This is a genomic window from Agrobacterium sp. K11 (assembly GCF_059429395.1).
Map to the genome: position 1 here is coordinate 35,963 of NZ_JCAHRB010000012.1, position 23,807 is coordinate 59,769.

Sequence of the window (23,807 nt, forward strand, 5' to 3'; positions counted from 1 at the left end):
GAAAAGCTTATGGGGCCGTCTGCACCCACCCCGCAAGCCGCGCTTCGGTTGACGCACTGTTTCCGATCGATGGATGACTTCAAAGCCGATTGCGGAAAAACGGATTCCAGCGAACCGTGCCGAGCCTGACCCTTTCGCGGATCATCGTCAGAAGTCCCGATGCGGCGATGACACCCAGCCCAAGCACCGCGATCGCATCCGGATATTCGTGGAAGAAAGTCATGCCGATCGCCACGGCCCAGAGGATCTGAGAATAATGCGAGGGTGCAATCTGGCTGGCCGGCGCGATACGTGTTGCGACGAGCAGCGTTATCTGCCCCGTCGCCGTGCAAAGGCCGATGAAGGCAAAGGCGGCGAACTGGTGCAGATTGGGCATGACGAACTCGGGAATCGAGGCAATGCCGTTGAAGGTGAGGCCGTAGACCAAAAGCACGCCCATGATCGAGGTGCGCTTCTCCTTGCCCGCAAGCGAGCGGAGCAGCACGATGGTCATCGCCGCCAGGAATGCGACACCGATGGCTGCGACGTGCCCGAGTTCCAGCGCCTTGAAGCCGGGCCGCACGACGAGCAGAACACCGACGATGCCGGCCAGAACGGCCGCCCAGCGCCATGGCCCTATATCTTCCTTCAATACGACAGCCGACAGCACTGTCACGAACAGCGGTGAGAGAAAGATCAGCGCATAGGCTTCGGCCAGCGGAATGGTTGTGAAGGCATAGATACCGAGAATACCGGCGAACAGGCCGGAAATCGCCCGCCCGTGCACCGCAAACGGACGGCTCATGCGCCAGAATTCACGCCACCTTTCCTCACGCGGCTTGCTGAAGAAGATGAAGATGCCGGAAAACAGGATGCTGAAGAAGCCGATCTCGAAAACGCTGATCTGTGATCCAAGCGACTTGATCGTGGCATCGCCCAGGGAAAAGGTCGCATAAGCGAACAGACCGAGCAGAAAACCCTTTTGCATTTGAACTTCCCCGAACAGCGACCGCAACGCAAAGCGCACCCCGGCCGCTTAAAGCAACCCGGACGCCCCTTAAGGGACAGACAGTCTGGCAGATTTGATCCTCACCCTATGGCTAGACCCGGCTACCTATGAGTGCAAGCCGCAAAAGCCGCAAAAACACCCGATCCGACCGCATCGATGCAGATGGCCGCAAGGTGCGGCAAATTTGTCCCGTTGACGCCATCATATCACCGTCACGGAAAGAGGTTAGCCCGTGTTGATCGTGGCGCTTGGCGGCAAGCGTGAAGGCGGCTAAACAATGTGGTGTGATTGCACCCGCTGATTTCGCCTGAAGCTTGCTGCGCGAACATCGCCTCACGAACCGAAAGGAAGAAGAATGCGGATAGTGATGATCGGTGCCGGTTATGTCGGCCTTGTTTCCGGTGCGTGTTTTGCCGATTTCGGCCATGACGTGATCTGCGTGGACAAGATGCCGGAGAAGATCGAAGCGCTGAAAAGCGGCCATATCCCGATCTTCGAACCGGGTCTGGAGGTCATCGTTGCCAACAACGCCAAGGCGGGCCGATTGAGCTTCACCACCGATCTCTCCTCCGCGGTTGCCAATGCCGATGTCGTTTTCATCGCGGTCGGCACGCCTTCGCGGCGCGGCGACGGCCACGCCGATCTCGGTTATGTCTATGCGGCGGCGAAAGAAATCGCCCATTCGCTTGAAGGCTTCACCGTCATCGTCACCAAGTCCACCGTTCCCGTCGGCACGGGGGACGAGGTGGAACGCATCATCCGCGAAGAAAACCCTTCGGCCGATTTTGCCGTGGTTTCCAACCCGGAATTTCTGCGGGAAGGCGCGGCCATCGAGGATTTCAAGCGACCGGACCGCATCGTCGTCGGTCTTTCCGACGAGCGCGCCCGCCCGGTGATGACGGAGGTTTACCGTCCGCTCTATCTCAACCAGTCGCCTTTGCTCTTCACCACCAGGCGCACTTCGGAACTGATCAAATATGCCGCCAACGCCTTTCTGGCGATGAAGATCACCTTCATCAACGAAATGGCGGATCTGTGCGAAAAGGTCGGCGCCAATGTTCAGGATATTTCGCGCGGCATCGGCCTCGATGGCCGCATCGGCGCGAAGTTCCTGCATGCCGGTCCGGGTTATGGCGGCTCCTGTTTCCCCAAGGATACGCTGGCGCTTGCCAAGACCGCACAGGACTATGACGCCCCTGTGCGGCTGATTGAGACCACCATTGCCATCAACGACAACCGCAAGCGCGCCATGGGCCGCAAGGTCATCAACGCGGTGGGTGGCGACGTCCGCGGCAAGAAGATCGCCGTCCTTGGCCTGACCTTCAAGCCCAATACCGACGACATGCGCGACAGCCCGGCAATTGCCATCATCCAGACCCTCCAGGACGGCGGCGCCAAGGTGGTCGGCTACGATCCGGAGGGAATGGTGAATGCCCGCCATGTCATCGAGGATATCGACTATGCCAGCGGTCCCTACGAGGCTGCCGAAGACGCCGATGCCGTCGTGATCGTGACGGAATGGAACCAGTTCCGCGCACTCGATCTGCCGCGCCTGAAGGCCATCATGAAAACCCCCGTTCTGGTTGATCTGCGCAATATCTACCGCACGGACGAGGTCACCGGGCACGGCTTCGTTTATGCCGGCATTGGCCGCCCACACGACAGCAGTTCCGACAAGGGCCAATAGCGGTTTCGGCTTCGAAGTTTCATTAAAACGGTTTTTGCGCTTCGGTTCGGCCGCAAACGCACCAACGGATTTGGGATATAGTCATCATGCGTTATCTGGTTACCGGCACCGCGGGCTTCATCGGTTTTTACGTTGCCAAACGGCTGCTTGATGCTGGCCATTTCGTAACCGGTTTCGACGGCATGACGAAATATTACGATGTCAGCCTGAAAGAAAAACGCCATGCGATCCTTTCCCGCTCCAACGGTTTCAGGGCCGAAATCGGCATGCTGGAAGACACGGATGCGCTGAAGCGCGCGGCAGAGGCTGCCGAACCGGAAATCATAATTCACCTCGCCGCGCAGGCGGGTGTTCGCTACAGCCTCGAAAATCCACGCGCCTATATCGATTCCAATCTCATCGGATCGTGGAACATGCTGGAGCTTGCCAAGAACCTGCGTGTCAAACACCTAATGCTGGCTTCGACTTCCTCCATCTACGGCGCCAACGAAAAAATTCCCTTTGCGGAAAGCGACAAGGCCGACGAGCCGATGACGCTTTATGCGGCCACCAAAAAATCGATGGAATTGATGGCGCACAGCTACGCCCATCTCCACAAATTGCCCACCACAGCCTTCCGTTTCTTCACGGTTTACGGACCGTGGGGACGGCCGGACATGGCGCCAATCAAATTCGTCGACGCCATCTCGAACGGCGAGCCGATCGATATTTACGGCCAAGGCAATATGAGCCGCGACTTCACCTATATCGATGACCTCGTTGAAGGTATCGTCAGGCTGAGCCAGGTCATTCCGTCCGAGGAAAACCGGGTCACTGAGGAAGGCGTCACCGACACGCTGTCGCACCACGCACCGTTCCGCATCGTCAATATTGGCGGCGGCCAGCCGGTAGAGCTGATGCACTTTGTCGAAACGGTCGAAAAGGCGGTCGGCAGGCCGGCAATCCGCAACATGTTGCCGATGCAGAAGGGAGACGTCCCCCGCACCTTCGCTTCACCCGATCTTCTGAGGGCCTTGACGGGCTATGTGCCGCAAACCCCGGTCGAGGAGGGCATCAAGGCCCTCGTCGCCTGGTATCGTGACATGCAGTCGACAGAGCTGCGCGAATAAATCAAAGCGTCGCTAGAAGACGATTTGAAAGCATACCGCCGGAGGCGCTCTGCATGGCGATCTTGGTTTCCACGGCTTCGATGATCGTATCGCTGAAATCGACATCGGTGAGGTCGCGAATGTTGGAGAGACCGCCGGGCGAAAACACGTTTACCTCCAGTATCTTGTCGCCGACAATATCAAGCCCGACCAGGAACATACCGTCTTCCACCAGCTTCGGCCGCATCATTTCGGCAAGCGCCACGATCTCATCCGTCACCTTCACGGCCTCGGCAGTGCCCTTGGCGTGAATGTTGGAGCGCAGATCGCCTTTTGCCGGAACGCGGCGCAAAGCCGCATATTGTCCGTCGCGCATCAGAGGCTTGCCATTCATCATGAAGAACCGAATATCGCCGTCCTTGGCGGCCGGCAGATAGGCCTGTGCGATCAAGTAACCTTCGAGACTGACCGCCTCGAAAATCTGGTTGAGATTGGCCTCCTTGCTGGAGCCGATCTTGAAGACGTTCTTGCCGCCTGAACCCTGCAGCGGCTTGACGATGACACCCTTAGGGTGGGTATCCGCAAATGCGCGTATTTCATCGACATTGCGCGAGATGATCGTGGTCGGGCGTACGATTTCCGGAAAGCTCTGGAAATAGAGCTTGTTCTGCGCCAGCGCCAATCCTTCCGGGTCGTTCAGAACCACAACGCCGCGCTGTTCTGCCAGCCGCCCGAACAGAATGCCGGCATGCACCGCCCATGGCCGCGTCGTCTGATCCAGCGAGGGATCGTTGCGCAGCATCAGCGCGTCGATTTCCTCTACATCCATGGTACGCCGTTCCAGTGCTTTGTCCTGAAGTGCCGCGTGAAAAGCATCGGCTTTCTTGTATTTGGCCTTCGGTAGAACGGTGGCGTGTACGGTCAGGCTATCATCCGAGCGCAAGGTAAAATCGCCAGGCGTCAGATACACCACCTCGTGACCGCGATTGAGCGCCGCCATGGCCAGCAGGCCGGTTGCGAAAGTAGGCCCCTCGGTTTCGATGGAATTGACGAAAAATGCGATACGCATAAGCCCCTCCTGTAATATTACAATGTCGCCAGTTCGGCGATGGATAATCCGGCCCGTATCTTTTCCAGCCGCTCATTGGCCTTGGCCGGCAGCAGAAAAGCGGGACGTACGCCCGGCGGACGCAAGAGGCCGCGCAAGGCAAGCTCCTGCATCACCGGGAAATGGGCAGCGGCGATCTTGCCCATCCAGAACGGATCGAGCGCGCCACCCTTGCGCAGATGCTCCAGCACCTCCGCAAGCCCACGCAGATAGATCGCGTCCTTGGAAAGACCGCCGCCACGATAGATGCGCAGCACCATGTTGAAGGCGCCGGCCTCGTCGAAACCATGATCGCGGGTCATAGTCTGGAACGTCTCAACAAAAGTCGCGCCGTCCAGCATGGCGGCGCAGCCGACGACACGGCCGGCGATCAGCCGCAGGCGCTCGCGAGTCATGCCGCCGGCCAGATGTTCCGCCAGCACCGCCAGCCCTTCCTGCACGCCCTCGTAACCGGAAAGGCCGGTGCGGAAGAGCCGGAGGCCCTGAAACGAACCGTTGAAATAGGTGAGGAGATGCACGCCGATCTCATGCGACAGCAGGGCCTCGACCCGGCGCTGTTCCATGACGGTGTGGCGAGAAATCAGGAGCTTCTCGCCCGTCACCATCAGGCCAGGCGGCAGGTCATCCCTGATCTCGACACGCGCCTTGAATTCGGGCTCCTCTGCCAGATAGGTCTCGATCATCTCGCGCGATTTTTTGGCGACCGCATAACAATCGACCATGGCGATTTCGCCGCTCTCATCCTTGCGTGGGCAATCGGCAAGCACCTTGAGCGCCAGCGTCAGAAGCGCGGGTTCGACGGCACCGTAAAGGGCGCGGGAGAAATCGGTGAAAGTACGGCGATGCAGATTGGCGAGCATGGTCAGTTGCAGATCGATCTCCTGCTGTTTCTCCCGGTAGAGATGATAGAGCACCGGGTCTTCCAGATGATCGAAAACGACGGAATAGAGCTTGCGTTTCTGCTCCTCGACGTCAACGCCGAGCGGCCGGTAAAGCAGGCGCGGCGCATATTGGAAGCTGCCGTCGCGAAATTCCTCGAAGGCCCGGCGGGCATTGATCGGCGTCACGGACAGAAGAAAATCAAAGGACGAGACGATGTCGTCTATTGAGCGATCGGCGCGTCTGACGGCATCAACGAAGGCCTTGCGGCCGAGCGCGCGATGGCTGGTAACCTTGAGTGCATCTTTACCGGCAGCGAATGACGAGAAGGCCTGAAGGCCGGCATCGAAAATATCCGCAATCATCGTCTCGCGCAGGCCGGGATAATCGGCGCCGGATTCAGGCTGTCGGTAGATCGGCGCGAAACGCACGCTGATGCAGGGAAAATCAAGCCCGGCATTTTGAAATCTGAGGATCGGATCGGCATCCGGTTCCGGCCGGGTTATGCGGGGCGTGCGGAAACGCACTTCGGCATCACAAACCGCCTTAATGAAAACACGGCGGGCACTTTGCGTTTCCGGCTCAGATGTTGCCGAGACGGAAACCTCATAATGCGGCAGGAAAGGTGAATCGTCAGCGAGCAGAATGTCGTGTTCCAGTTCGCCGATATCGAGAACCATGAAGGCGCCGAAACGTTCGCGCATGGCCGTGCCGACGGCTGCAATCAGGGGTGCAGCCTCCTGAATGCTCGATGCGATCAGATAAGATGCATGCGCAGAGGCGATATCGCGGGCCGCAAGGTCCTTCGAGCCACCGGTTAGATGCAGGCAAAGAAACGGCAGCGGCCGGTCGATATGCAGCCGGCCGTTCTTTCCGACATCACGACGGACGGCTTTGCCGGCCTCAAGGCAGGCGACGACATCGTCTACCAGCTCGATAACCGGTAACGGTTCACTACGCGCCGAGGAGACGTTCATCGCCGCGCCCTCAGGCACTCTTCGAGTACCGGCTGAAGTGCGGTGATAGCGTCGCCAATATCGGAAACAACGCGCTTATCCGGCTTACCGGTCCACTCGTCCATGAAGAATTTCTTGAACTCCACTGCGATGGCGCAGCCGTTCTGCGCAAAACGCTCGTGAATAAACCGGGTCTGCTCACCCTTGCCCTGAAAGGCGACGTTCTCGCGTACATCAAGGCGGCGTCCGCCGATGGTGGCTGTCGCGAAATGATGGCCCACCGCACTGACGACGTCACTCCAGCGGCTGCGATCCATGGAAAATGTGCCGATATTGATATCAGGCGCTTCCGCCTGTGGCGTTGGCGGCGCTGTAGCGCCCTGCCGGCGATGATTGTAGCTGTGTATGTCCAGCACGACAAAAGCACCATGCCGCCGCTCGACGGTTGAAAGAACTGCTTCGAGCATTGCGTAATAGTCGGCATGAAAATCGAGCGATTGCCGGGTGGCTTCTTCCGGCGGCTCCTGTTTCCAGACCTCCAGCCCCCAGGATTGTTCCGGCTTCAGATAAACTGCCTGATCGGCGGACCGGTTGAGATCGATTTCGAAACGCGAATGGTGAACGACAATGCGGTTTGTCATTCCCGCGATCATCTCGCCGGTAAAAGGGTCTTCCTCTCTCAGCCGCTGGTCGGCGGAAAGAGCCATCAGGGAGGCTATGTCCGGGCGAATGAGATGACCATCATGAATGGCCGTGCCGATGATCGGTGAATTGCCGAAGTCGATCGACCAGAAACCCTTGTTTTCGTCGTTGCCGCGATACTCGCCGTCACTGTGTCTGGCTGTCATGCTGCCTCCCCTGCATCTAGGGTAAAACAGCACGACTTGCCGGTTTGTTCCGATAAAAATTGCGCGCGATACATTTGTCCTCGGCAAGAATCCGCCTGAAAAAATGCGGAACCATACCGGAAAGCTCACGTTGTTCTGGCAGGAGGGCCGCCGTGTCAAACGGACACGATGGAGCTGAAGAACATCGGGATTTTTCCGTTTTCTCCCGGTGGCCAACGAAATGGCAGCCGAGCTTCTTACCCATCCGGCGCCCTCCGTCCCCGCTTTTCACGCACAAGGAACCGCGACATGGAAAAGACCGAAACGCGTAAACTTGCAGAAGAATATCTGCGGCTCGGCGGCACCCGTCAGGTCATGATCGACGACAACAAGACCTTCGTGCGCCAATGGGAAGACGAACCGGCAGAAGCCGAGACGTTCTGGCAAACGAATATCGAAAAGCTCGATCCGGAGCGCCGTGAGGATGTGGAGTTTTTTCTGCCCTCCGTGAATTCGGACAAAGACGAAAACAGATAAACAGGAAGGAAACAGACATGACTACCATCAACAATGCAAAAATCGTCATTCTCGCAACGGACGGCTATGAGCGTTCGGAACTGCGCGTGCCCTATGATCAGCTGAAGGCCAAGGGCGCGGACGTCAAGATCGCCTCGATCAAGGATGGTGAGATCAAAAGCTGGGACGAAAAGAACTGGGGCGACAGCATCGCCGTCGATATGTCCGCGAAGAACGTCAGCGCCAATGATTTCGATGCACTCGTCCTGCCCGGCGGCCAGATCAATCCGGACGTATTGCGTCATGACGAGGATGCAATGCACGTGGTGCGAGATTTCGTCAAATCCGGCAAGGTCGTGGCTGCCATCTGCCATGCCCCTTGGCTTCTGGTTGAAGCAGATGCCCTGCGCGGTCGTGACGCGACCTCCTATTGGTCGATCAAAACCGACCTGAAAAATGCCGGCGCCAACTGGAAGGACGAAAAGGTTGTGACCGATAAGGGCATCATCACGTCTCGCAGCCCCGATGATCTGGACGCCTTCGTCGCCAAAATCATCGAGGAGGTCGAAGAAGGCAACCACGAGCGCCGCGCTGCCTAAGGGCAGTAAAGCGGAAAAAAACCAGAGCGCATCCGGCCTATCCAAAATGGCTGGATGCGCTCTCTGTCTTTGTTTGTTCGCATTTTCCAGACGTAACCCGCCAGGCGTTTCCACCGTAAATGCCCTGCACCTTTCAGGAAAACTCTATGCCCACATCGGAACTGACGAAGGAACGCGACCTCAGGGAATCGAAACCCCTTTGGGCCGACACGCCACGCATAGGCCTCCGCACCAGAAATACCCCGAGTTCCGACCATTACGATACGATCGTCGTCGGCGCCGGCATCAGCGGCGCGCTTGCCGCCCATGCGTTGCAGAGACCGGGGCAATCCATGCTGATCGTCGACCGGCGTGATCCGGTGATGGGCAGCAGTGTCGCCAGCACTGCGATGATACAGCACGAGATCGACACACCCCTCATCGAGCTCAGAAAGATGATCGGCAAGGATGCTGCTGATCGGGCGTGGCAGCGCTCCGCGCGCGCCGTGCTGCGGCTGGAGGAAATCGTTTCTTCGCTTGGCATTTCCTGCAGCATGGCGCGCAAACAGGCGCTTTATCTTGCCGGAGACGAAATGGGTTTGCGTGCATTGAAGGCCGAAGCGGCAGCGCGCGAAGAGGCCGGGATCAAAGCCCGCTTTCTCGACACCGCAGAACTTAAAAACGACTATGCGATTGAGCGGACAGGGGCGATCCTCAGCGATATCTCCGCTTCCGCCAATCCGGCGCAGCTGACGGCGGGCCTGTTGCGCCACACAGCAGGCGCCGGCGCGGAGATCGTTTCACAACTTGAAATCACTGATCTTCGAAATCTCGGTGACGAGGTGGTCGTCGCCACAGCACAGGGCAAAATCATTTCCGCGCGCAATATCGTTTTCTGCACCGGATACGAATTCCTGAAATCGCTCGAAAGCCCGAAACACCAGATCATCTCCACCTGGGCGCTGGCGAGTGCGAAGGGTATCGATCTGCCGGACTGGCTGAATAGCCACATCCTCTGGGAGGCTTCAGATCCCTATCTCTACCTGCGCACCGACCGGGACGGGCGCCTTATTGCCGGTGGTGAGGATGAAGAGAACTCCACATCCTACCTGTCTGAGAGCAAGCTTGCCTCCAAGGCGGATGCAATCAAACGCAAGATCGAAAAGCTTCTTGGCGTCGACATCGGCGAACCCGAATATCGCTGGGCGGCCGGCTTCGGCACGACCACCACGGGCCTGCCGCTGATCGGCGCGGTTCCCGGCATGAAGAACGTTTATGCCGTCATGGGCTTTGGCGGCAACGGCATCACCTTCAGCCAGATCGCCGCCGAGATAGTCGCCGCCGCCGTTAATGGTGGCAAGGATCCCGACGCCGATCTCTTCCGTTTCGACTGATGCCCCCTCGTCATCCCGTATGCGGCGGAGCGTCTGCTGGAATATAAAACGTTGCGCGCAACAGAGCCGGAACCATAGGGGCTCCGAAAGGTTTGTCTCCAGTGCGCAATGGCGTACATCACGCACTTTCACACCATGGGAGAAGAACCAATGGCCGAGAAAAAACTCGACGACCTGTTTTACGATACGCTGAAGGATATCTATTACGCCGAAAGGCAGATCCTGAAAGCTCTGCCGAAAATGGCGCGGGCAGCGACAGACCCGAAGCTGAAACAGGCCTTCGAAAAGCACAAGGAAGAAACGCAGGCCCAGATCGAACGCCTGCAGGAAGTTTTCGAGATCATCGGCAAGCGGGCGCAGGGTAAGACCTGCGAGGCCATCCAGGGCATCATTGCCGAGGGTGAAGAGATCATGGACGATTTCAAGGGCACAGCAGCTCTCGATGCCGGTCTCATTTCCTCGGCTCAGGCGGTCGAACATTACGAAATCGCCCGTTATGGCACCCTGAAGGCATGGGCCGAAAAGCTTGGTCATGCCAATGCCGTTACCCTGCTGGATGCGACGCTAAAGGAAGAGTCCAAGACGGACGATGCGCTGAGCGCGCTTGCCAAGACATCGATCAATGCCGCAGCACAAAAAAAGGCGGCCTGATCGCCTTTTCCAACTGCACAAGCAAAAACCGGAATGGTCACCCATTCCGGTTTTTTTTGTTTGATTGAATCCGCCTCGTTTTACGGCAGGGTATAGGCGATCACATAGTCGCCCGGCTTGGTTCCAACCGAGCCGTGACCACCCGCAACCATCACAACATATTGCTTGCCGCCATCCAGCGCATAGGTCATGGGCGTTGCCTGCCCGCCAGCCGGCAGACGTGCTTCCCAGAGCTGTTTGCCGGTGGTGAGGTTGTAGGCGCGCAGATAGTTGTCGACGGCAGCACCGAGGAAGGCCACGCCACCCTTGGTAATCATCGGCCCGCCAATGCCCGGTACGCCCACCTTGAAGGGCAACGGCAGCGGCGTCATGTCATGGACCGTGCCGTTCTTGTGCTTGTAGGCGATATCGCCGGTGCGCAGGTCGGCACCCGCGACATAACCCCACGGCGGTGCCTGGCAGGGGATTTTCAGCGGACCGAGGAACGGTCCCATGAAGACGCCATAGGGCGCACCGTCATTGCGGTTCAGCCCCTGCTCACTGCCCTTCTCGTCCTGGCCCTTCGGCGGGATGTCGGCGCGCGGCACGAGCTGCGAGGTAAAGGCAAGGTATGTCGGCATGCCGAACATGACCTGACGTTCGGGATCGACCGCGACGCTGCCCCAGTTGAACGTGCCAAAATTGCCGGGATAGATGATGGAGCCGTTCAGCGAGGGCGGCGTATAGCGGCCCTGATAGTTCAGCTGATGGAAGCGGATGCGGCAGGCGAGCTGATCGAACATGGAGACGCCCCACATGTCCTTTTCCTTCAGCGGCTCCGGCTTGAACGACAGCGCGGTGGTTGGCTGAGTCGGGGAGCTGAAGTCCTCAGGGATTGTACCGCCCGGTGCCGGTTCTTCCGTAATCGGCAGAAGCGGCTCACCGGTGCGCCGGTCCAGAACGTAGATATCGCCCTGCTTTGTAGGGCCGACGAGTGCGGGAACGCTTTGACCGTTCTTGGTGATGTCGAGCAGCACCGGCTGGGCCGGCACATCCATATCCCAGAGGTCGTGATGAACCGTCTGGCGCACCCAGCGATCCTTGCCGGTATTGATATCGAGCGCCACGATGGAGGAGGAATATTTCTCCACATTCTCGCTGCGACCCATACCGAGCTGGTCCGGCACCTGATTGCCGAGGGGTACGTAAACGAGGCCAAGCCCCTCGTCGTAACTCAACACGGACCAGCTGTTAGGCGAGTTTGTAGTGTAGGTTTCGCCTGCGGCAATTGGCTCGGTCTTTTCCGGATTGCCGGAATCCCAGTTCCAGATGAGTGCGCCGCTGTTCACATCGAACGCACGGATGACGCCGGACTGTTCCTGCGTGGAGTAGTTATCGTTCACCGCACCGCCGATGATGATCTTGCCCGCCGCGATCACGGGCGGCGAGGTCGAATAATAATAACCGGCAGGATTGTATTTCATGCCCTGTTCCAGATGCAGCACGCCCTGATCCGCAAAGGATGTGCAGATCTGACCGGTCGCTGCATCAAGCGCAATCAGCCGCGCATCCGAGGTCGGCAGGTAAACGCGCTGGGCGCAGGCGGTGCCCTGTGCGGCATTGGGTTCGGCATAATAGGAAACACCGCGGCACGTCTGATGCTGGCGGTCCGGGTTAAGACCGACATTGGGGTCGTATTTCCATTTTTCCTTGCCGGTGGCGGCATCGATGGCGATCGCCCAATTGTGCGGCGTGCAGATATAAAGCGTATTGCCGATCTTGAGCGGCGTTACCTGATAGGTGGTTTCACCCACATCATCCGGTAGCTTCACGTCGCCGGTCTGGTACCGCCACGCTTCCTTCAGCTGCGAAACATTATCGACATTGACCTGCGTCAGCGGCGAATAGCGCTGGCCATAAGGCGTGCGGCCGTATTGATGCCAATCGCCATCCGGCACGTCGCCGCCATAGATCGGAGCGGACGCCACCTTCTCCTCTGGCAAGGACCCTGCCTGGTCATGCGGATCCTGCGCCATCGAATATCCCGCCACCACAATGGAGGCGAGAACCGAGAGCGCGAGTGGCCAGGCATTCGGGCCGTAATTCAGCCCTGTCGGGCTTGAAAAACCGAGAGGCTTCCTGACCCAAGGCACCAGCAACCACAGGCCGATAAGAATGACGATGCCACCCCGCGGCCCAAGCTGCCACCAGTCGAAACCAACTTCCCAGAGTGCCCAGGCGAGTGTCGCGACAATGAAGACGGCATAGACGTGGAGAGCTGCCCGGTTACGCTTGAACAGCAGAATGGCTGTCAACAGGAAGGCCATACCGGAAAGGACGTAATAGAAGCTCCCGCCCAACATGACGAGCTGAGAGCCGAAACCGAACAGCGCAAGGCCGATCAGCGATAGAATAACCGCAGTAACGGTGACTGCCATGAATGAAACCCCCGATTCCTGTCACTTTGCGTGAAATGGAATTGGGGGCAATCTGGTTCCATACAAACTCAACATTCACCGTGAAAAATTTCACGGCATGCTGGTTATGGGTTTTGTGGCGCCGGCACAGTCTCCGTCTGAGCGTTTTGCGGCCGGTTCTCGTCGGGTTCGAAAACCGCATATTCGACGACCGTCCAGACCACCAGCGCGAGAAGCAGACTGACAACCAGGATGACAAGAACCGGACGTCCTTTTACCCCTTGCCGCGCCCGCGTTGCCGTTTCATTTTTCGGATCATGCCGACCGCCAAGATAGCTGGTATTTTCTCTGGCCATGTCTCTCACTCCCTATAACCCTGGTGATTTAATTCACAGGGACACAGTTTGTTCCAGACAGCAAAATCAGCTTAGCCGTACTCTGCGACCGCAAGTCTATCGCAACCGGCACCGTCGAACTCATCGACCGCACTGAAACTTTGCCCAATCCCCAGCCACGAGAATGGTGGCCGGCGATTGACGTCTTCGGTTTCGCACTGGATGTCCGGCGGGTTTTCAGAAATCGACAGCCACAGCGGTGGTCCCGCCGTTTCAAAGTCGCATTGGTCGCCGGCGGCTTCGAGGTATCTTGTCGTGTCGCGGCGACGCACCCGCCATACGGGCAGCATCTCCAGAAAATTGAGAATTCGTATCATCATGATTGTCAGGCGAAATATCTATTAAAAACAACGTCCGCACTGTGGCACGCCCGCCGCGCAAGCGCATCCCCGCGAAGGTACAAGCGGAACGAATGGTCGGATTGTGCCAACATTCCGTCATACAGTGTCAGATCGGCTTCGAAACAATCGCGTCAGCGACCGAGCTGCACGATCCAGCGTGTCCATTCTGCGCTATCCGGTTTGATAATATCCGGTATGGTATCGCGGTTTTCGGATGCGAAATGCCGCATCTGACGCGGCGACAGGCCGAAGGTCTTCTTGAAAACGCGGCTGAAATTTTCCGGGTTGGTGAAGCCATAGGACGCCGCCACCTCAGCTATCGTCATATGGGCCGACTGCGGCGCCCGCAGGAAATCCATTGCCCGTTCGAGGCGCCTATGGGTGATGCAGGCCGAAAACCCGCCCAGAGGTTCGAAAAGCCGGTAGACGGTGCGTCGCGATACGCCGAACTCGCCCATGACCTTTTCCACCGACAAGGCCGGATCGAGCAGGTGATTGTCGATATAGCGCCTGATGGATGCTCGCAGCGCCCGCTGAACACCCTGCGCATTGTCTTCCCGGACATGATTATTGATGGCAGCCGCGGCAAGCTCCAGCAATGGCGAGACCGTGGCCGCGCCGTCATTGGCGTTCATGACGTCAAAGTGGCGGTAAACGCTGGTCATCGTTTCCCGCAGCAGAGATACCAGGGGCAAACCGGCCGGCAGCACGCGCTCGTGATTATTGCCGGAACCGATGAGCCTGCCTTCCAGCAGCCGGCGCGGCACGACAAGGCTCAGATGATCGTGATCGGTTGTGGCTGTGGCCAGCGGCTGCGCCATGTCAATGATGTAGAGATCGCCCGGGCCGGCAGTCTCGCCCGCTCCGCGCCGCGACATGCTTTGGCCGCTGGCGTAAAATTGCAGGAGAAAGCCGTCCATCCCGTCCCGGGCAATCTTGTGGCGCGAGCGGTCGAAATCCTGTGCCGAGGACTGGGTGCGGCCAAGCGCGACATTGCCGATGAAGGCGGCATCGACACTGGCAAAAAACCCGTCATCCTGCGATCTGCGCAGGCGGGCATCAAAAAGCACGTTGATCGAATCCCGCCACAGCGCCATGGCGTCGCGCTTCGGCACATGGCGTGTATCGAAACGCGAGCGCGCTAGCGGAGCTTCCGAAAACCCTGTGTTCATAATACCGCTGTTCCGTGAACACGGCGCTGACCCCGCCGCACGCAAAACTATACAGTATTGAAATCGCCTCACAATACCGGAAGGATGGCAGATCGTTCGCTTGAGCCGGATGCGCGAAAATTATTTAGCGGTCCAGCCGCCATCGATGGAAATGGTGGTGCCGGTGATGGAGCGCGCCATATCGCCGGTGAGGTAAAGCGCCATCTCCGCCACTTCCTCCGGCTGCACGAAACGTCGAGTCGGCTGCGGCGCAAGCATCACCTTCTTCACCACCTCATCCTCGCCCATGCCATGCAGGCGCGCCTGATCGGCAACCTGCGCCGCGACGAGTGGCGTCCAGACGTAACCGGGGCAGATGGCGTTGCAGGTAATTCCAAGTTCGGCCACTTCCAGCGCCACGCTTTTCGTCAGGCCCACCACGGCATGTTTCGTCGCCACATAGGGACCCTTGAAGGGTGAGGCGCGCAACCCGTGCGCGGAAGCAATATTGACGATGCGCCCCCAACCCCTTTCCTTCATGCCCGGCAGGGCTGCACGGATCGTATGAAAAGCGCTGTCGAGGGAGATCGCGACAATATGGGAGAAATCGGCGAAATCGAATTCGTCGATCGGCGCGACCTTCTGGATACCGGCATTGTTGACGAGCACGTCGATGTGACCGAATTCGGCAATGACGGTTTCCGGCAGATGTGCACTCTCTTCATAATTGGCGAGGTTGGCAGAAAAATAGACCGGCCGGTGCCGCGCTACCTTCGCAACCGCCTCCAGTGCCTGCGTCGCCGCCTCCACGGTTTCTATGCCGTGGACGGCGACGAGAAATCCCGCCTCGGCAAAACGTTTGGCGATGGCAAGGCCAATGCCGCTGGTGGAGCCGGTGACCAGAACGGTTTTCGGTTGATCCTCCATCATCCTAATCCTTCAGTTGCGGCAGGTTGCGGAAAAGCTCGAGCGCTTCGGGATTGGCGAGCGCGTCGGTGTTTTTCACCGGCCTGCCATGAATGGTGTCGCGAACTGCGATTTCGGAAATCTTGCCCGAGCGGGTACGGGGAATGGCCGTGACGGCAATGATCCTTGCCGGAACATGCCGTGGCGTAGCACCCGAGCGGATGCGCGTACGGATGGTCTTTTCGAGTTCCTCCGTCAGCGCTGCACCCTCTTTAAGGCGCACGAAGAGGATAACCCGCTGGTCACCGTCAATGTCCTGACCCACGGCAATCGCTTCCTCGACCTCCGGCACTGCTTCCACCTGACGGTATATTTCCGCCGTACCGATGCGAACCCCACCGGGATTGAGCGTCGTATCCGAGCGCCCGTGGATGACATATCCGCCGGTGGCACGCATTTCGGCAAAATCGCCATGCGCCCAGATGCCCGGGAAGCGATCGAAATAGGCAGCCTGATAACGAGAACCGTCCTCATCGCCCCAGAATTTGACCGGCATGGAAAGATGGGCATTGCGGCAGACGAGCTCACCCGCCACGCCGCGAACGGGATGGCCTTCATCGTCCAGGGTATCGACATCCATACCGAGCATCGCGCCCTGCAGCTCCCCACGGTGAACAGGTTGCAGCGGATTGCCGCCAAGGAAACAGGCGCATATATCCGTGCCGCCGGAAATGGAGGCGAGATGCAGATCGGCCTTCCAGTCGCGATAGATATAATCGAAGGATTGCGGGATGAGCGGCGAGCCGGTGGAAAGGATTGTCCGAAGGGATGAAAGGTCATGGGTTTCGCGCGGTTTCAACCCTGCCTTCAGGCATGCGTCGATAAATTTGGCCGATGTTCCGAAGGTCGCGATCCGTTCGGCGTCGATGAGATCGATCAGCCGCGCGGGCGACGGATAACCGGGGTTGCCGTCATAGGTGACGAGGGTGGCGCCAAGCGCCAGGCCGGACACCTGCCAGTTCCACATCATCCAGCCGCAGGTGGTGAAATAGAAGAAACGTTCGCCTTGCCTGATATCACATTGCAGCTTCTGCTCCTTCATATGCTGAAGAAGCAGGCCACCGCCGGAATGGGTGATGCATTTCGGCTTGCCGGTGGTGCCGGAGGAATAAAGGATCGCCAGCGGCGCCTTGACCGGCAGCCGGTTGAACGCGATTTCACCCGGCTCAAAGGGCGAAACGAAATCATTCAACGTCACGCAGCCGAGATCGGAAAGGCTGGCGGGAACAACGTCACCAATCAGCACGATCTTTTGAGGGGCAGCGCTTTCCACCACCGCGCGGATGGTCGGTCCGACATCGATCCGCTTGCCGGCATAACCGTATTCCGGCACGGCGATGAGGATTTTCGGATCGATCTGCGAGAGCCGGTCGGACGCTCCCGCCGGGCCGAAATCCGGTGAACAGGACGACCAGATGGCTCCGATGGCGCTCGTTGCCAGATAACCGACGACCGCCTCGATATCGTGGGTGACGATAGCGCCGATACGATCGCCTTCCTTCACGCCAGCGTGGACAAGCGCCTGCACCATGCGGGAGACATCCGCATAAAGCTGCCTGCGGCTGATTTCACGCCGCGTGCCATCATCGCGATGGGCGATGATCGCCAAGCGTTCATCGGCATCGCGCAGCAGGTTTTCGGCATAATTGAGCCTCGCGCCGGGATAAAACTCGGCTTCCCGCATGGTCGCGCCAGGCTTGAAGGCCCTTTCGCCGCGCGTGCCGATGATCCCCAGCTCGTCCCACAGGGCATTGTAAAAGGCATCCGGTGCCTCAATGGACCAGCGCAGCAGGCCGGAATAATCATCAGCCGAAAGCCCATGCAGCGATGCGGTCCTTGTGGCAAAGGCAAAAAGCGCCGAGTGCTCCAGCCTTTCCATTGGCGGTACCCACAGAATATCCGACGGCGTGGCGTCCATCATGCCTCGCCTCCGCGTAGCATTTCGACGATTGCGGAGAAATCACGCGCGCCACCGCCCTCACCCACGAAGTTCTCATAAAGCGTCGATGCTGCGGCGCCAAGTGGAGTGGCAACGCCGGCTCCACTCGCGGCCGCCTGCGAGAGTAGCAAATCCTTCAGCATCAGCGCCGCAGCGAAACCCGGTTGATAATCATTGTTCGCAGGTGATGTCGGCACTGGTCCCGGCACCGGGCAATAGGTGGTGAGCGACCAGCATTGACCCGATGAGGTGGAGGCGACATCGAACAGCGCCTGATGCGAAAGGCCGAGTTTTTCGCCCAGCACGAAGGCCTCGGAAACCGCAATCATGGAAATGCCGAGGATCATGTTGTTACAGATCTTGGCCGCCTGGCCGTTGCCGCCCTTGCCGCAATGGACGATCTTCTTGCCCATGGCTTCCAGCACCGGCTTGGCCGCCGAGAAAGCCTCGGCCTCGCCGCCACACATGAAGGTCAAGGTGCCGGCACTGGCACCGCCCGTACCGCCAGATACAGGCGCGTCGACGGAGGGGCAACCGGCGAAAGCGGCAAGCTCGTGTGCCTTCAGGGCGCTGTCCATATCCACCGTCGAGCAATCGATGAGAAGCGTTCCGGCAGCTATTTTCTGCACCAGATCACCATATACCGAAACAACATGTTCCCCCTTCGGCAGCATGGTTACGATCACTTCTGCCGCATCAATGGCTTCGGCAGGTTCAAAAGCGACGGGAATTCCGGCCTCCCTCGCCGCCGCGCGGCATGCTTCGGAAAGGTCGAACCCCCTGACGGCATAACCGGCCTTGACGAGATTGGCGGCCATCGGCAGGCCCATATGGCCAAGTCCGATAAAAGCGACGGTCTTCATGGGAACGCTCCTCTTAGCGATTATCCGCAAGGATCATGTCGGCAGCCTTTTCGGCAATCATGATCGTTGGCGAATTGGTATTTCCGGACGTGATCCTCGGCATGACGGATGCGTCCGCCACACGCAGCCCTGCAAGCTTGCGGAATTTCAGCCGCGTATCGACAACGCTTTCGGCATCGGAGCCCATGCGCAGGGTGCCGACGGGGTGGAATATGGTCGTGCCGATATCGCCCGCAGCGCGGGCCAGATCGTCGTCATTCTCAAAAGTAGGGCCGGGCCTGTATTCCTGCGGCTTGAACCGCGAAAAGGCGGGCTGGTTGACGATGCGGCGCGTCAGCCGCATGGAATCGATGGCTACCCGGCGGTCGCCTTCCGTCGACAGATAATTCGGTCGGATTTCCGGCTGCATGGCGAAATCCGGTCCTTTCACATGCACTGAGCCTCGGCTTTCCGGCCGCAGATTGCAGACACTTGCTGTAATGGCGGGAAAAGTGTGAACCGGATCACCAAACTTGTCGAGTGACACCGGCTGGACATGATATTCCAGATCCGCCGTCTCCTTTTCCGGAGAGGAACGGGTGAAGACACCAAGCTGGCTCGGCGCCATCGACATCGGCCCGGAGCGGGTCAGAGCATATTCGAGGCCGATCCTTGCCTTTCCGAACAGGGTGGAGGCCCTCTCATTCAGCGTCAGGACGCCTGAAACCTTATAGACCATGCGCAATTGCAGATGATCCTGCAGGTTCTCGCCCACACCTTGAACTTCCGTCACTGTGTCGATACCGGCGGCCTGCAACACGTCGCCCCGGCCAACGCCGGAAAGCTCCAGAATGTGCGGTGAACCGACTGCACCTGCCGAAAGCACCGTTTCGCGCCGTGCACGCATCTTTTTCGAGACGCCGTCGTGGTGAAACTCGACGCCTGTGACCAGGCCCTCTTCGACAATGAGACGCTTGACATGGGCCTTGGTCATGACTGTCAAATTCCGGCGGCCAAGCGCCGGTTTCAAAAAAGCCTTGGCCGTGTTCCAGCGCCAGCCCGACCGCTGGTTCACATCGAAATAACCGGCCCCTTCATTGTCGCCCCGGTTGAAATCTTCGGTCGCAGGAATGCCGGCCTCACCTGCCGCCTGCTGAAAGGCATCAAGCACATCCCAGCGCACGCGCGCCTTCTCCACCCGCCATTCGCCGCCGGTGGAATGCATGTCTCCCTTGCCGCGATAAAAATCCTCCGACTTCAGGAAATAGGGCAGGATATCATCCCATCCCCAACCCTCGCAGCCGAGTTGACGCCAGACATCGTAGTCGCGGGCCTGACCGCGCATATAGATCATGCCGTTGATGGAGGAGCAGCCGCCGAGAACCTTGCCGCGAGGATAGATCAACGACCTTCCGTTAAGCCCAGGTTCTTCCGCCGTCTTGAAACACCAGTCGGTGCGCGGATTGTTGATGCAATAGAGATAACCGACCGGAATATGGATCCAATGATAATTATCGTTGCCACCCGCTTCCAGCAGCAGGACGCGATTGTTCGGGTCTTTCGAGAGGCGGTTGGCGAGAACGCATCCCGCACTTCCCGCTCCGATGACGATATAGTCAAATTCCGCCATGCTATTCTCCATGGGGCGCCCTTGCCGCGTCGCCCCGGACGCGGAGGAGCCTTCCCCCTGTTTCAAAAAATTCTTATCCCCGGTGCTGAAAACCCAGTTTTCGCCCGAGCCGCGAAGCGTAAAATTCACCGATCAGACCGCGCCGGAACACCAGAACGCAGGCCATGAAAACGAGGCCGGTGATGATGGTGACCGGGAAATCGGATGTCGCGAGATAGTTCTGCAGCGCGACGACAAGCCCCGCACCGAAGATCGGGCCGATCATGGTGCCAATGCCGCCGAGCAGGGTCATCAGGATAACCTCGCCCGACATCTGCCAGGCCACATCGGTCAAGGTTGCGAACTGGAACACCAGCGCCTTCAGGCCGCCCGCAAGACCGGCAAGCGCCGCCGACATGACGAAAGCACCAAGCTTGTAACGCTGCACGCTGTATCCAAGAGAAATGGCGCGCTGCTCGTTTTCGCGGATGGATTTCAGGATCATGCCGAAGGGCGAGTTGACGAAACGCCAGATGACGAGAAGTGCCAGCACGAAGGCGGCAAGCACCGTGTAGTAAATGTTCAGCGGCGCGTTGAGATCGAGAAGGCCGAAGAGGTGTCCACGCGGCACGCCCTGCAACCCGTCCTCACCATGGGTGAAGGGTGCTTGAAGGCAGAAGAAATAAAACATCTGCGACAAGGCAAGCGTGATCATGGCGAAATAGATGCCCTGCCGGCGAATGGCGAAAAAGCCGATGACGAGGCCAAGAAGGGCGGCACCCGCCATGCCGATGAGGAGGCCGATCTCGGGCGTGACGCCCCATTCCTTCACCGAATAGGCGGTGAAATAGGCAGCGCCGCCGAAAAATGCCGCATGGCCGAAGGAAAGCAGCCCGGTGTAACCGATCAGCAGATTGAAGGCGCAGGCAAACAGCGCGAAGCAAAGCAGCTTCATCAGAAAGATCGGATAAACGAACATCGGTGCAGCGATCAGCACGGCCAGTCCTGCCAGTATCAGCACGGTCTTGATGGTTCCAGCGGTTGCGGAAACCTCGGCCTGCGGCATCGCGCCGGCTGTCGGGTTGTGAGTGGCTTTGGACATATCAGGCGTCCTTTCCGAAAAGTCCGGCGGGGCGGATGAGCAGCACAAAGGCCATGATGACGAAGATGACGATGTTGGACGCTTCCGGGTAGAACACCTTGGTCAGGCCTTCAGCGATACCCAGCATGTAGCCGGTGACGATGGCGCCCATGATCGACCCCATGCCGCCGACCACGACGACGGCGAAGACGACGATGATGAGGTTGGTGCCCATCAGCGGTGAGACCTGATAGATCGGCGCGGCCAGCACGCCGGTGAAGCCGGCAAGGCCCGCACCCAGCGCGTAGGTCAGCGTCAGGAGCACAGGCACGTTGATACCGAAAGCCTGCACCAGTGTCGGATTTTCCGTCGCCGCACGCAGATAGGAGCCGAGCCTCGTCTTTTCGATCAACGCCCAGGTAGCGATGCAGGCGACAAGCGAGATGACGACGACGAAAGCGCGGTAGTTCGGCAGGAACATGAAACCGAGATTGGTGCCGCCGGCAAGCTCGCGCGGAACCGAATAGGGCTGACCCGCCGCACCGTAAAGCCAGCGGAACGTGCCTTCCACCACCAGCGCCAGGCCGAAGGTGAAGAGCAGCCCATACAGCGGATCGAGATCGTAAAGCCGCGACAGTAGCAGGCGCTCGATGATCGCGCCGAAAAGTGCAACGACAAGCGGCGTCACCAACAGTGCCCACCAGAAGCTGATGCCGAAATATTGCAGGCCGAGAAAGGCGACGAAAGCGCCAAGCATATATTGGGCGCCATGGGCGAAATTGATAACGCGCAGCAGGCCGAAAATGACGGCAAGGCCGAGCGACAGGAGCGCATAAAACGACCCGTTGATGAGGCCGATCAGCAATTGCCCGAGCAGGGCCTGAAGCGGAACGCCGAAGAGCATCGTCATCGTTAAACCCCCAGCACTTTATTGAGTTCGCCCATGCGGCCGGAAAGCTCGCCCACCGGAAAATTGCTGACCATCTGGCCATGATCCATCAGGTAGAAACGATCCGCGATGCGGCTGGCGAAGCGGAAATTCTGCTCGACCAGAACCACTGTCATGCCACGACTTTTCAAGGTCTTCAGTACCTCGCCGATGCGCTGCACGATTACAGGCGCAAGCCCTTCGGTCGGCTCATCGAGCAGGAGAACCTTGACCCCTGTGCGCAGGATGCGCGCCATGGCCAGCATCTGCTGTTCGCCGCCGGAAAGCTTGGTGCCGGGGCTCGCCCGGCGTTCGTAAAGATTGGGAAACAGCTCGTAGATTTCATCGAGCGTCATGCCGCCGGATGCGACGACGGGCGGCAGTTTCAGATTTTCCTCGACGCTCAGTGTCGCGAAGATGCCGCGCTCTTCCGGCACGAAACCGAGGCCGTATTTCGCCGTGCGATGCAACGGCACCGGCATCAGATCCTTGCCGCCGAGCTTGATCACGCCCTTGCGGTTGCGGATGATGCCCATGATGGTGCGCAGCGTCGTGGTCTTGCCAACCCCATTGCGCCCGAGAATGGTGATGGTTTCGCCTTCGCCGACGGTCAGATCGACACCGTGCAGCGCCTGGCTTTCGCCGTACCAGGATTTCAGGTTGGAGACTTCGAGCATTGCCGCCATATCACGCCTCCTCCGTGCCCATATAGGCCGTACGCACGCGCGGATCGGCGGATACGGTGGCGTAATCGCCTTCCGCCAGAATTTCGCCCCGCTGCAGCACCGTGACCTGATGGCAGATATCCGCCACTACCTTCAGATTGTGTTCGACCATCAGCACCGCGCGCGTTTTGGCCACTTCGCGGATGAGATCGGCGACATGCGCGACATCCTCGCCCCCCATGCCCGCCATCGGCTCATCGAGAAGCAATACCTTCGGGTCGAGCGCAAGCGTGGTGGCGATTTCAAGAACGCGCTTGCGACCGTAGGAAAGATCGGCCGCAAGTGCATTTTTTTCCCGTGTCAGGCCAACCGTTGCGATCAACTCCTCGGCACGTGCATTGAGCCTGTCGAGTGAAGAGAGCGGCAGCCAGAATTGCGTTGAAAGGTTATTCGGCCGCTGCAACGCCACCCGCACGTTCTCAAGAACCGTCAGATGCGGAAACACCGCCGATATCTGGAAAGACCTGACGAGACCGAGCCGCGCCACCTTGTCCGGCGGCGTCTTTGTTATATCCGTTCCCATGAAGGTGATCGCCCCGCCTGTCGGCTGGAGAAACTTGGTCAACAGGTTGAAGACCGTGGTTTTGCCGGCGCCGTTCGGACCAATAAGTGCATGCACGCGGGCATGATGGACGTCGAGATCGACGTTTTTCACGGCCGCGAATGCGCCGAAGGTCTTGGAGAGACCGCGCGCCGAAAGCACGACGCGGGGTTCCGCCTGACCGGCAGGGGCGGGAGCGATCATCATGAAGTTCCCCCTTT

The 23,807-nt window shown here is 58.9% G+C and carries 22 protein-coding genes; 6 read left to right on the plus strand and 16 right to left on the minus strand.

What is annotated here, in order from left to right; genetic code table 11:
* Positions 1-79: 79 nt before the first annotated feature.
* On the minus strand, positions 80-967 hold the full coding sequence (locus AC5SEO_RS21590) for a DMT family transporter (RefSeq protein WP_004432025.1): 888 nt from the start codon (positions 965-967) through the stop codon (positions 80-82).
* A gap of 376 nt (positions 968-1,343) precedes the next feature.
* Here AC5SEO_RS21590 and AC5SEO_RS21595 point away from each other — a divergent pair, with 376 nt between their 5' ends.
* Both AC5SEO_RS21595 and AC5SEO_RS21600 read left to right on the plus strand, forming a co-directional pair.
* On the plus strand, positions 1,344-2,675 hold the full coding sequence (locus AC5SEO_RS21595) for a UDP-glucose dehydrogenase family protein (protein ID WP_174069012.1): 1,332 nt from the start codon (positions 1,344-1,346) through the stop codon (positions 2,673-2,675).
* Between the two features lie 86 nt (positions 2,676-2,761).
* The gene (locus tag AC5SEO_RS21600) at positions 2,762-3,784 is read left to right on the plus strand and encodes an NAD-dependent epimerase (RefSeq protein WP_174069011.1); all 1,023 of its coding nucleotides are present in this window, start codon (positions 2,762-2,764) and stop codon (positions 3,782-3,784) included.
* A gap of 1 nt (position 3,785) precedes the next feature.
* Here AC5SEO_RS21600 and AC5SEO_RS21605 read toward each other — a convergent pair whose 3' ends face one another.
* The 3 genes from AC5SEO_RS21605 to AC5SEO_RS21615 are packed head-to-tail and all read right to left on the minus strand — an operon-like array spanning position 3,786 to position 7,554.
* A complete protein-coding gene (locus tag AC5SEO_RS21605; protein ID WP_004432010.1) occupies positions 3,786-4,832 on the minus strand; it encodes a glutathione synthase in 1,047 nt (348 codons plus the stop codon).
* Between the two features lie 17 nt (positions 4,833-4,849).
* Complete coding sequence (locus AC5SEO_RS21610) at positions 4,850-6,727, minus strand: flavohemoglobin expression-modulating QEGLA motif protein (protein ID WP_013762119.1); 1,878 nt, start codon at positions 6,725-6,727, stop codon at positions 4,850-4,852.
* Entirely contained in the window at positions 6,724-7,554 is an 831-nt protein-coding gene (locus AC5SEO_RS21615; protein WP_065688873.1) for an N-formylglutamate amidohydrolase, read from the minus strand. Before AC5SEO_RS21615 ends, AC5SEO_RS21610 begins: the two co-directional genes overlap by 4 nt.
* Positions 7,555-7,842: 288 nt before the next feature.
* On the opposite strand from AC5SEO_RS21615, the gene AC5SEO_RS21620 reads away from it, so the two are divergent.
* From AC5SEO_RS21620 to AC5SEO_RS21635, 4 genes are all read left to right on the plus strand, one after another.
* Positions 7,843-8,070: a hypothetical protein gene (locus tag AC5SEO_RS21620; RefSeq protein ID WP_004431991.1), complete on the plus strand. Its 228-nt coding sequence runs from the start codon at positions 7,843-7,845 to the stop codon at positions 8,068-8,070.
* Positions 8,071-8,087: 17 nt separating this feature from the next.
* Positions 8,088-8,648, plus strand: coding sequence for a type 1 glutamine amidotransferase domain-containing protein (locus AC5SEO_RS21625; protein ID WP_174069009.1), 561 nt, complete (start codon positions 8,088-8,090; stop codon positions 8,646-8,648).
* Positions 8,649-8,794: 146 nt separating this feature from the next.
* Complete coding sequence (locus tag AC5SEO_RS21630; RefSeq protein WP_174069008.1) at positions 8,795-10,021, plus strand: NAD(P)/FAD-dependent oxidoreductase; 1,227 nt, start codon at positions 8,795-8,797, stop codon at positions 10,019-10,021.
* A 150-nt stretch (positions 10,022-10,171) separates the two neighbouring features.
* The gene (locus AC5SEO_RS21635; RefSeq protein ID WP_121557367.1) at positions 10,172-10,672 is read left to right on the plus strand and encodes a YciE/YciF ferroxidase family protein; all 501 of its coding nucleotides are present in this window, start codon (positions 10,172-10,174) and stop codon (positions 10,670-10,672) included.
* Between the two features lie 80 nt (positions 10,673-10,752).
* Here the strand turns inward: AC5SEO_RS21635 and AC5SEO_RS21640 are convergent, their stop codons facing one another.
* From AC5SEO_RS21640 to AC5SEO_RS21695, 12 genes are all read right to left on the minus strand, one after another.
* Entirely contained in the window at positions 10,753-13,089 is a 2,337-nt protein-coding gene (locus AC5SEO_RS21640) for a glucose/quinate/shikimate family membrane-bound PQQ-dependent dehydrogenase (RefSeq protein ID WP_111802023.1), read from the minus strand.
* A gap of 104 nt (positions 13,090-13,193) precedes the next feature.
* Positions 13,194-13,424, minus strand: coding sequence for a hypothetical protein (locus AC5SEO_RS21645; protein ID WP_174069007.1), 231 nt, complete (start codon positions 13,422-13,424; stop codon positions 13,194-13,196).
* Positions 13,425-13,495: 71 nt separating this feature from the next.
* Entirely contained in the window at positions 13,496-13,780 is a 285-nt protein-coding gene (locus AC5SEO_RS21650; RefSeq protein ID WP_076844523.1) for a hypothetical protein, read from the minus strand.
* A 155-nt stretch (positions 13,781-13,935) separates the two neighbouring features.
* The gene (locus AC5SEO_RS21655) at positions 13,936-14,979 is read right to left on the minus strand and encodes a helix-turn-helix domain-containing protein (RefSeq protein ID WP_050923926.1); all 1,044 of its coding nucleotides are present in this window, start codon (positions 14,977-14,979) and stop codon (positions 13,936-13,938) included.
* 117 nt (positions 14,980-15,096) lie between these two features.
* Positions 15,097-15,882 carry a 3-hydroxybutyrate dehydrogenase gene (locus AC5SEO_RS21660; RefSeq protein ID WP_121557598.1) on the minus strand — a complete coding sequence of 262 codons (786 nt, stop codon included), beginning with the start codon at positions 15,880-15,882 and terminating at the stop codon, positions 15,097-15,099.
* A 4-nt stretch (positions 15,883-15,886) separates the two neighbouring features.
* Positions 15,887-17,842, minus strand: coding sequence for an acetoacetate--CoA ligase (locus AC5SEO_RS21665; protein ID WP_174069006.1), 1,956 nt, complete (start codon positions 17,840-17,842; stop codon positions 15,887-15,889).
* Positions 17,839-18,723, minus strand: coding sequence for a 3-hydroxyisobutyrate dehydrogenase (mmsB, locus tag AC5SEO_RS21670; protein WP_174069005.1), 885 nt, complete (start codon positions 18,721-18,723; stop codon positions 17,839-17,841). The genes AC5SEO_RS21665 and mmsB overlap by 4 nt, the downstream gene beginning before the upstream one ends.
* Before the next feature lie 13 nt (positions 18,724-18,736).
* Positions 18,737-20,332, minus strand: coding sequence for a GMC family oxidoreductase (locus AC5SEO_RS21675; protein ID WP_174069004.1), 1,596 nt, complete (start codon positions 20,330-20,332; stop codon positions 18,737-18,739).
* A 73-nt stretch (positions 20,333-20,405) separates the two neighbouring features.
* Positions 20,406-21,413: a branched-chain amino acid ABC transporter permease gene (locus AC5SEO_RS21680; RefSeq protein ID WP_019566513.1), complete on the minus strand. Its 1,008-nt coding sequence runs from the start codon at positions 21,411-21,413 to the stop codon at positions 20,406-20,408.
* A 1-nt stretch (position 21,414) separates the two neighbouring features.
* Complete coding sequence (locus tag AC5SEO_RS21685) at positions 21,415-22,302, minus strand: branched-chain amino acid ABC transporter permease (protein WP_019566514.1); 888 nt, start codon at positions 22,300-22,302, stop codon at positions 21,415-21,417.
* A 2-nt stretch (positions 22,303-22,304) separates the two neighbouring features.
* Positions 22,305-23,006, minus strand: a complete 702-nt coding sequence (locus AC5SEO_RS21690; RefSeq protein ID WP_004431956.1) for an ABC transporter ATP-binding protein — start codon at positions 23,004-23,006, stop codon at positions 22,305-22,307.
* Between the two features lies 1 nt (position 23,007).
* Entirely contained in the window at positions 23,008-23,793 is a 786-nt protein-coding gene (locus AC5SEO_RS21695) for an ABC transporter ATP-binding protein (RefSeq protein ID WP_025595206.1), read from the minus strand.
* Positions 23,794-23,807 lie beyond the last annotated feature (14 nt).